We start from the raw sequence: 8302 nt of genomic DNA on the forward strand, positions 1-8302 counted from the left end.
GTCCCGATCGCCAACGCCGGGGTACCGGTCGCCCTCGTCCAGGGGGGTCTGGACGGCAACAACCTGCCGGCGGCGGCCGGTGCGACCTACAACGCCCTCGGCGCGCCGCCCAAGGCGCTCATCACCGTGACCGGCGCCAACCACTTCGGTCTCACCGACACCCAGACCCCGCCCGGCGCCATCCCCGACGCCTCGGCGCAGACGCTGTCCCAGGAGGAGAGCATCGACACCGCCGCCAAGTGGAGCGCGCTGTTCCTGCGCGCCTCGCTCGGCGACTCGCTGGCCGCGGCCTACGTCTACGGCTTCGGAGACGCCTCCGACAAGAACGTCACGGTGCTCTCCCAGCGCTAGTTGCATACAATCCAGCGATAGCTTTGCAAAAATCGCTTCACATATAGATCTATTGCATACAACACTGATACATCTGGAACATGTCTTCTCCCCGGATCAGCATCGTTGAGGTGGGACCCCGGGACGGCCTGCAGAACGAGTCCGTCCCGGTCGACACCGACACCAAGGTGGCCTACATCGAGGCGCTGGCCGGCGCCGGTCTCACCCGCATCGAGGCGGTCAGCTTCGTCCATCCCCGCCTGGTTCCCCAGATGGCCGACGCCGAGCAGGTGATGGCCCGCGTCCCGCGACGCGAAGGGCTCAGCTACATAGGCCTGATCGTCAACGGGCGCGGCCTGGACCGGGCCCTGGCCGCGGGGGTGGACGAGGTCAACGTCACGATCGTGGCGACCGAGGCCTTCTGCCGGCGCAACCAGGGCATGACGGTGGCGGGGGCGCTGGGCTCCTTCGCCGGGATCGCCGCCCGCGCCCACGCGGCCGGACTGCGGGTCACCGCGACCGTCGGGGCGGCCTTCGGCTGCCCGTTCGAGGGCGAGGTGGCACCCGCTCACGTGGCCGAACTGGTACGGCGGTGCGCGGACACCGGGGCCGACGAGATCGCGCTGGCCGACACGATCGGCGTGGGCGTACCCGCCGACGTGCGGCGGCTGACCGGGGCCGTGCGCGAGGTCACCGACCTGCCGCTGCGGTTCCACTTCCACAACACCCGCAACACCGGCTACGCCAACGCGCTGGCCGCGGTCGAGGCGGGCGCCACCGCGCTCGACGCGAGCAGCGGCGGGATCGGCGGCTGCCCGTTCGCCCCGGCGGCGACCGGCAACATCGCCACCGAGGACCTCTCCTACGCGTTGCGCCGCTCGGACGTCGCCACCGGCGTCGACCTCGACCGGCTGCTCTCGGCCGCCTCCTACATCGGGGAGCGGCTCGGCGCTCCGCTCCCGGCACTCCTCGGCCGCGCGGGCGACTTCCCGCCCGTCCCGGGTGCCCGGACTCTCGATTGACGAGCACGTCTCACCCGCGACATGCTATCGATAATGGAAAAATGTTTCTCTATGCGAAACATAAGAGGTCCTATGCAGCTCTCCATCGCCGGCGGGATCCGCGAACTCGCCGCAGCCACCCCCACGACGGTCGCGGTGGTCGACGGCGGCCGGAGACTGACCTATCGCGGCCTGGACGACCGGTCCAGCCGCCTGGCGAACGCCCTGCTGGCCGCCGGACTGCGGCCGGGCGAACGGGTCGCGCTGCTGCTCGGCAACCGGATGGAGTATCCGGAGGCCGCGGCGGGCATCGCCAAGGCGGGGCTGGTCATGGTGCCGCTCAACCCCCGGCTGACCCCCGGCGAGGCCGCCTACATCCTGGGGCACTGCGCCGCCCGCGCCCTCATCCTGGACGAGGCGCTGGCGGCGGCGGTGGACGGCGTCGAGCTGCCCGGCACGGTCCTGTCCATGGGCGGCAACCGGCTTGGGCCGTCCTACGACGCGGCCCTGGCCACGGCCGGCGCGAGGGACCCGCGGATCGAGGTGGACGAGCGCGAGCCGTTCTGCGTGGCCTACACCTCGGGCACCACCGGCCGCCCCAAGGGCGTGTTGATCAGCCACCGGTCGCGGTCGCTCACCTTCTACGCCTCGGCCCTGGAGTGGGGCCTGGGCCCCGGCCGCCGGACGATCGCCGTGGCCCCGATGTACCACGGCGCCGGATTCGCCTTCGGCTACGCGCCGGTGCACACCGGCGGCACGGTCGCGATGCTGCGAAGCTGGGACCCCGAGCGGCTCCCGGCGATGATCGAACGTGAGCGCGCCCAGTCGGTCTTCCTGGTGCCCACCCACGCCCACATGCTCCGCGCCCTGGGCGAGAAGGCACTGCGCGACCACGACCTGTCCTCGCTGGACACCCTGTACTTCAACGCCGCCGCGCTACCGCGCGCGCTGAAGGAATGGGTGCTGGACACCTTCCCCGGGGTCGGGGTGCACGAGCTGTACGGCTCGACCGAGGCCGGGATCATCAGCGACTGCCGCCCGGCCGACGCCCGCGACAAGATCGGCTCGGTGGGCCGCCCGTGGTTCATGACCGAGGTCAGGGTGGTGGACGACGAGGGGAACCCCGCCGACCGGGGCGAGCTGTTCAGCCGCTCGCCGTACCTGATGAACGGCTACCTGGACGATCCGGCCGCCACCGCCGCGTGCACCACCCCCGACGGGTTTCTCACCAGCGGCGACATCGTCGAGCGCGACGAGGACGGCTTCATCTACATCGTCGACCGCAAGAAGGACATGATCATCTCTGGCGGGGTGAACATCGCCCCGCGCGAGGTCGAGGAGGTCCTGACCTCCTTCCCCGGCGTCGCCGACGCCGCCGTCGTGGGCCTGCCCGACGAGCGGTGGGGCGAGCAGGTGGCCGCCTTCGTGGTCACCCTGCCCGGCACTCCGGTCGACGCCGAGGCACTGGCGGCGCACTGCCGTACCAGACTGGCCGGCCCCAAGCTGCCCCGGCAGGTCGAGTTCGTTCCCGCGCTACCCCGCAACGCCGCAGGAAAGATCCTCAAGCGCGAGTTGCGTGACAACCACTAAGGAGAACCGCTCATGCGGCCGCATGTCGAAATGATCCACGAAGACGACTACGTCTGGCACGCCGCCGAACTGCCCGGCGGCGAGGGCAGGGCCGGCGAGCGGCGGCTGTCGGCCGACGAGGAGGACGGCTCCGGCTCTCTGCGCCTCGACTTCCACACCGACTGGGGCCGCGGCCCCGGCATCCACCACGCCAACACCGAGTACTACGTGCTCGACGGATCGATGACGTACGGCGGCCGCCGCATCGGCAAGGGCGGCTATCTCTACCTGCCCAAGGGTGTTCCCGCCGACGCCGTCACCTTCGCCGAGGGCACTCGGATCCTGCACTACCGCGAGTACGGCGACGCCGGCTTCGACCCCGTGGAGAACCTGGCCGCGCCGCGCTGGGCAGGGGCTCGCGAGGACGTCATCGTCATCGACTCCGAGGCCATGAACTGGGACGCGGTGCCGAACGCCGGGCCGATGCCCGGTCTGTTCATCAAGTACCTGCACGTCGACCCGGTCACCGGTTTCTACACCCGCCTCGTCCACGCCCAGGAGGGCTGGGCCGACCACCGGCTGGCCCACCACCCCTGTTACGAGGAGGCGTACACCGTCCAGGGCCACATGGAGTACAACTTCGGCACCCTGGACCTGGGCACCTACTTCTTCCGCCCCGCCCGGGTCAAGCACGGCCACTTCACCACGATGGAGGGCGGCGCCACCTGGCTGCTGCGCTCCGACGGCGAGCTGCACAACTGGTACACCGAGCACGAATGGGTGCGCTGGGGCGGCGAGGCCATCAACTACGGCCCCGAAGGCGGCCGGATGCGCTGGTCCCAGTCCGCCCACGACCTGGGCCGGGGTCCCTCCCGCCGCACCGAGCAGGACCTGGAGATGCTGCGGGCGTCCCTGGCGTACGCCCGCGAGCAGGGTGCCGTCGACATGGACGTCCACCCGCACGGTCACGGCGCCGACAGGAGCCTCACCGCCATCGCCAAGGCCATCGACGCGGCCCGCCTGCAGGGCGGCCACGATGACCACTCACACGACCACTCACACGACCACGGGGAAGGACAGCCCGCCCTCGACTGGGGCACCGATCCCGCCGCGCTGGAACACCCCGACGAGCGCACCGACACCGGCGCCCACAACCGGGGACATGGCCGGGCCTGGAAGTCGGGCGATCCCATTCCCGCCCCCGTCATCTCAAGCCTTCCCGTCCGCTCCCGCTCCCGCGGCTACTGGGATGGCGAGGGTCTCTGACCGCGCAGCCGTATCCCGGAGACTCGTCCGCCATCGCGGTCGCCCGTCGCCGCGATGGCCGCGATCAGTACGGCCTCACCGGCGTTGCCCAGGACGGGCAACGCCACGGCGGCACCCGCGGTCGCCAGGAGCACGGCCGCACCCAGAAAAAGCCAGGGCGTGCGCCACCGCGCCCACAGCACGAGCCCCACGACCAGCAGGATCACCGTGGTGACCAGCGCCGGGATCGGCGGGCCCAGCGCATCCACGGAAACGTAACGCAGGGTGTCCGACCACCATCGGGGCTCCAGCCGCAGATCCGCCAGGCCCACCACCTCGAAGACGACCAGAACACCGGCGAGGCCCCACGCCGGAACGACGAGGCCGCGGCGCACGAGGACCGCCCCGTGGACGATGAGGAGCGGGGTGAGAATGGCGTGGACGGCGAAGCGGCCGGTGTTGAGCGCCTCCAGCCACGGCCCCTCACCGATCAGCCGCCCGGCTCCGACGACCGCCGAGTCATAGGCGATCCCCGTCGCGACCGCGAACGGGATCCACCGGCCTGATCGCGCCAGCCGTACGGCCAGGGCCACCTGGATCAGGGCCAGCCCGCCGTACAGGACCGAGATCACGGCTCGTGGCCGGCGACGGGCTCGGGAGGGATTTTCCCCTCAGGCCCCTCGGGTGGTTTCTTGGCCGCCGAAACAGCCCCGTGGCCGACGGACTCCATCTGCACGACCTGGTTCGGCACAGTCGCCTCCTAGACGTTTCCTCCGGTTTCACGGATCCTACATCTTGGAAACATTGTTTCTCTAGGAGCAACAAGGATGCGCATGGGTCTCGATCACGGGCGGTTCTCCTCCGACGTCCACCACCACGCAGCCGATTGACGGTGGCGGCTCGCACGCGACATGCTCTTGAACAGCCGACGACATGTGGCCTTCGATCCCCGTGACGCGAATGAATCCGGTCGGAGGAGATCATCTATGGTGCGGTCATGAAAGGCCGGTACCAGGTGTATTTCGAGCGCGCCTGGATCCCGATCACAGCGGTGGACAGGCTCGGCAGGGTCAGGGAGAGCAACCCCGCCTTCCGCGCCGCGGTGGCCCGCACCGCCGAGGAACTGGACGGTCTCCCGGCCGAAGAACTGCTCGCGCCCGGCGAGATCGACACACAGCGGCCCTATTGGCAGATGCTGGCCCTCGGGCGGCTCGATGTCTACCGGACCCGGATACGGCTCGTCCGCGGGAACGGCACCGTGATCCGCGCCCGGATCAGCGCCTCCGTCGAACACCGCACCGACGGCCTGCCCTGGCGGGTGGTAACCGTACTGGACGAGATCTCCTCCGCCGCGCCCGCGCTGAGCCCGCTCCAAAGCACGGTGCTACAACTGGTTGCCGAAGGCGCGTCCAACGCGCAGATCGCCCGGCGGTTGTACCTGACCCGCCAGGCCGTGGACTATCACCTGGTACGGCTGCGCGCCAAGCTCGGCGCGGAAAGCCGATCGGCGCTGGCCGGGCGGGCCTTCGTGCTGGGCCTGTTCGTACCCGGCGTGTGGCCGCCGACCCTGCACCCGCCCCGAGCCGAGGCGGGTGCGCCGGAGTGCCGTTACTGGACGCCGAGGAACTGAACCTCCGGGTCGGTCTGTGCGGCCGCGCCCCAGACCGTGTCGTACTGGGCGGTGTCGTCACGGAGGTGGTACAGCAGCCAGGCGGTGGTCACCCGGCGGGTGATCGCCTGCTGGGCGGCCCGGGTAATCGAACCGCTGTCGCAGCCGAGGCCCCCGGAGTCGGTGAAGCCGCAGTGGAAACCGCCGACGATCGTGCGCAGTTGCTTGGGAGCGAGCTTGGCGTTGTAGATGGGGATCTGGTGGCCCGACGGGCCCGCGACGGTATCGCCCGTACCGGCGACCAGCTGCATGGGAACCGCCGTGGTGGCCGCGGCGGCCACGGCCGAGGGGTTGGTCTCGGCTGCGGCCAGGTTCGTCACCGTCCGCACCGCCGAGTTGCGCGCGGCGGCCAGCACGCTGGCGCCGCCGCCCATCGAGTGCCCCGACAGCCCCAGCCGGTCGGTACGCACGTGGGCGTTGAACCGCGACCCGGCGACGGTGTTCTGCGCCACCATCCAGGTCAGCGCGGCGTTCAAGTCGTCGGCGAAGGCACTGTGGCTGGGCAGCAGGCCGCCCTGCGAGGTCGGCATGATCGTGATCACGCCCCAGGAGGCCCAGTGGCCGCCCAGAGAGGCGTACTTGCTGATGGCCTGGAAGAACCCGTGGCCGAAGGCCACCACGGGAAACTGCCCGGCTGCGACGGTCGTGTTGCTTCCCGCCGAGGTCGCGGGGTAGTAGACCCGGGCGCTGAACGAGCGACCGGAGGCCGAGACGCTGACGTCGGAGTAGCCGACCGGGTGGGAACCCGGGGCGGACAGGTCGGCGGCGACGGCGGGGGCGGCCGTGAGGAGCAGGAAGGGGATCAGGAGGATCGCCCAGACCCTGATCGTCCAAGAGCGCATGATGCTTCACCAGCTTTCACGCGGGGATCGTTATCCGAATTTTGGAAACTTCGATTCCCCTATGGCAACGGTGAGAGGTCCGGACTAGGCAAATGCCAAAAGGCCCAAGGAACGCGTCCGCGAGCTCGTCATGGTGCGGCCGCCGGTCCCCGCGTACGGGTAGGCCACAGCACCGGCCGTGGTCACCGGCCAGCCGGGGTCCTCATCCGGTCAGCGGCCCGCTCCCGGCCCGCGGGGGACCGAACCGTTCCAGCACGGCCGCCTCGTCCCACACCTCGCCGTACTTGGCCTGGATGTCGAACAGGTTGGCCTCGTGTGGCCGGGGGTCGCGGTCCCCGACCGCCTGGCGCACCACGACCGGCACGAACCCGTGCTGTATCCCGTCGACGGCGGTGGCGCGCACGCAGCCGCTGGTGGACACGCCCGCGATGACGAGCGTGTCCACCCGCAGCGCGTTGAGCGTCGAGGCCAGCACCGTACCGAAGAAGGCACTCGCGTACTGCTTGACGATCACCGTCTCCCCCGGCCCGGGCGCGACCTCCGGCATCAGCTCGCCGAGCGGCCCGCCACCGTCCACCAGGTGGCGCAACGGGGCCACCTTGCGGAAGAACAGGCCGCCGTCGACGCCGTCAGGACCGAACGCGACCCTGGTGTGGATCACCGGAACACCCGCCGAACGGGCGGCGGTCAGGACCCGCGCGGCCGAGTCCAGGCAGTCGCGCGAGCCCATGTAGAGCTCGGCGCCCGGTTCGAAGTAGGCGCGCATCAGGTCGATGAGGATCAGCGCCGGGCGTTCCCCGAACGGCAGGGAACGCCCGTACACCTCGTCGTGGTCCCTGATCACCCGTGGCTCCGGGGATGGCGGGCACCCTCCGCGCGGCGCGCGAGAGGTTCCTCGGGCGCCGGGACGCGGACGGCGGGGTGGTGGGACATGGAGGGCTCCCTCTGTTTCAGATGACTCCGGCAGCCGACAGGCCGGTGAACTCCGCCTCCGACAGGCCGAGGAGCCCGCGGTAGACCTCTTCGTTGTGCTGCCCGAGCGCGGGCCCGGCGCTGCGCACGCTTCCGGGGGTGTCGGAGAGCTTGGGGACCACGTTCTGCATGGCCAGCTCGCCGAAGTCCGGGTGCGGGACGCGGACGATGGCCTCACGGGCGGCGAAGTGCGGATCGGCGAACATGTCCTTGGCCGTGTAGACCCGCCCGGCGGGGACACCGCCCTCGTGCAGCGACCGAAGCAGCTCGTCCGCGGGGATCCCCGCGGTCCAGGCGGCGATGATCTCGTCAAGCTCGGCCATGTTCGCGCCGCGCGCGCCGTGGGTGGCGTAGCGCTCGTCGGTGGCCAGCTCGGGCCGGCCCATCAGGGTCGCCAGGCGGGTGAAGACGCTGTCCTGGTTGGCGGCGATGAGGATGGTGTCGCCGTCCTCGGTCGGGTAGACGTTGCTGGGCGAGACGTTGGGCAGCACGGTGCCGGTGCGCTCGCGCTGGTAGCCGGCCTGCTGCCATTCGGGCACCATCGACTCCATCATGGCGAGCACCGCCTCGTAGATCGCCGAGTCGACGACCTGGCCCCTGCCGCTGCGCTCGCGCTCGTGCAGCGCGACGAGCGTGCCGATGCAGGCGTGGGTGGCGGCCAGGGAGTCTCCCAA

General features: G+C 70.7%; 9 protein-coding genes. 5 read left to right on the forward strand and 4 right to left on the reverse strand.

Going from position 1 to position 8302, the window contains the following annotated elements; all coding sequences use genetic code 11:
• The 4 genes from ABZ260_RS40655 to ABZ260_RS40670 all read left to right on the forward strand — a co-directional run.
• Window positions 1–351 (forward strand): hypothetical protein (locus ABZ260_RS40655; RefSeq protein WP_355628307.1); only part of this gene is annotated, 351 nt, incomplete at its 5' end.
• An 80-nt stretch (window positions 352–431) separates the two neighbouring features.
• Window positions 432–1352 carry a hydroxymethylglutaryl-CoA lyase gene (locus ABZ260_RS40660; protein ID WP_355628310.1) on the forward strand — a complete coding sequence of 307 codons (921 nt, stop codon included), beginning with the start codon at window positions 432–434 and terminating at the stop codon, window positions 1350–1352.
• A 72-nt stretch (window positions 1353–1424) separates the two neighbouring features.
• Entirely contained in the window at window positions 1425–2921 is a 1497-nt protein-coding gene (locus ABZ260_RS40665) for an AMP-binding protein (protein ID WP_355628313.1), read from the forward strand.
• Window positions 2922–2933: 12 nt separating this feature from the next.
• Window positions 2934–4166 (forward strand): DUF4437 domain-containing protein, encoded by a 1233-nt coding sequence (locus tag ABZ260_RS40670; protein ID WP_355628315.1) that lies wholly within the window; start codon window positions 2934–2936, stop codon window positions 4164–4166.
• On the opposite strand, the gene ABZ260_RS40675 is transcribed toward ABZ260_RS40670, so the two are convergent.
• Window positions 4142–4777, reverse strand: coding sequence for a hypothetical protein (locus tag ABZ260_RS40675; protein WP_355628318.1), 636 nt, complete (start codon window positions 4775–4777; stop codon window positions 4142–4144). The two genes, ABZ260_RS40670 and ABZ260_RS40675, sit on opposite strands and share 25 nt — an antisense overlap.
• Before the next feature lie 365 nt (window positions 4778–5142).
• Here ABZ260_RS40675 and ABZ260_RS40680 point away from each other — a divergent pair, with 365 nt between their 5' ends.
• On the forward strand, window positions 5143–5775 hold the full coding sequence (locus ABZ260_RS40680; protein ID WP_355628321.1) for a LuxR C-terminal-related transcriptional regulator: 633 nt from the start codon (window positions 5143–5145) through the stop codon (window positions 5773–5775).
• On the opposite strand, the gene ABZ260_RS40685 is transcribed toward ABZ260_RS40680, so the two are convergent.
• From ABZ260_RS40685 to ABZ260_RS40695, 3 genes are all read right to left on the reverse strand, one after another.
• On the reverse strand, window positions 5754–6656 hold the full coding sequence (locus tag ABZ260_RS40685) for an alpha/beta hydrolase (RefSeq protein WP_355628324.1): 903 nt from the start codon (window positions 6654–6656) through the stop codon (window positions 5754–5756). The two genes, ABZ260_RS40680 and ABZ260_RS40685, sit on opposite strands and share 22 nt — an antisense overlap.
• Window positions 6657–6858: 202 nt before the next feature.
• A complete protein-coding gene (locus ABZ260_RS40690) occupies window positions 6859–7500 on the reverse strand; it encodes an isochorismatase family protein (RefSeq protein WP_355628327.1) in 642 nt (213 codons plus the stop codon).
• A 106-nt stretch (window positions 7501–7606) separates the two neighbouring features.
• Window positions 7607–8302: CaiB/BaiF CoA-transferase family protein (locus ABZ260_RS40695; protein ID WP_355628331.1), on the reverse strand; the 696-nt coding region annotated here is incomplete at its 5' end.

It is taken from the genome of Streptosporangium sp. NPDC006013, from assembly GCF_040614275.1.
Classification (GTDB): Bacteria; Actinomycetota; Actinomycetes; order Streptosporangiales; family Streptosporangiaceae; genus Streptosporangium.

Coding starts and splice junctions, on each gene's coding strand:
- ABZ260_RS40665 (WP_355628313.1), top strand. CDS start 1,425: ATGCAGCTCTCCATCGCCGGCGGGATCCGCGAACTCGCCGCAGCCACC.
- ABZ260_RS40670 (WP_355628315.1), top strand. CDS start 2,934: ATGCGGCCGCATGTCGAAATGATCCACGAAGACGACTACGTCTGGCAC.
- ABZ260_RS40685 (WP_355628324.1), bottom strand. CDS start 6,656: ATGCGCTCTTGGACGATCAGGGTCTGGGCGATCCTCCTGATCCCCTTC.
- ABZ260_RS40680 (WP_355628321.1), top strand. CDS start 5,143: ATGAAAGGCCGGTACCAGGTGTATTTCGAGCGCGCCTGGATCCCGATC.
- ABZ260_RS40660 (WP_355628310.1), top strand. CDS start 432: ATGTCTTCTCCCCGGATCAGCATCGTTGAGGTGGGACCCCGGGACGGC.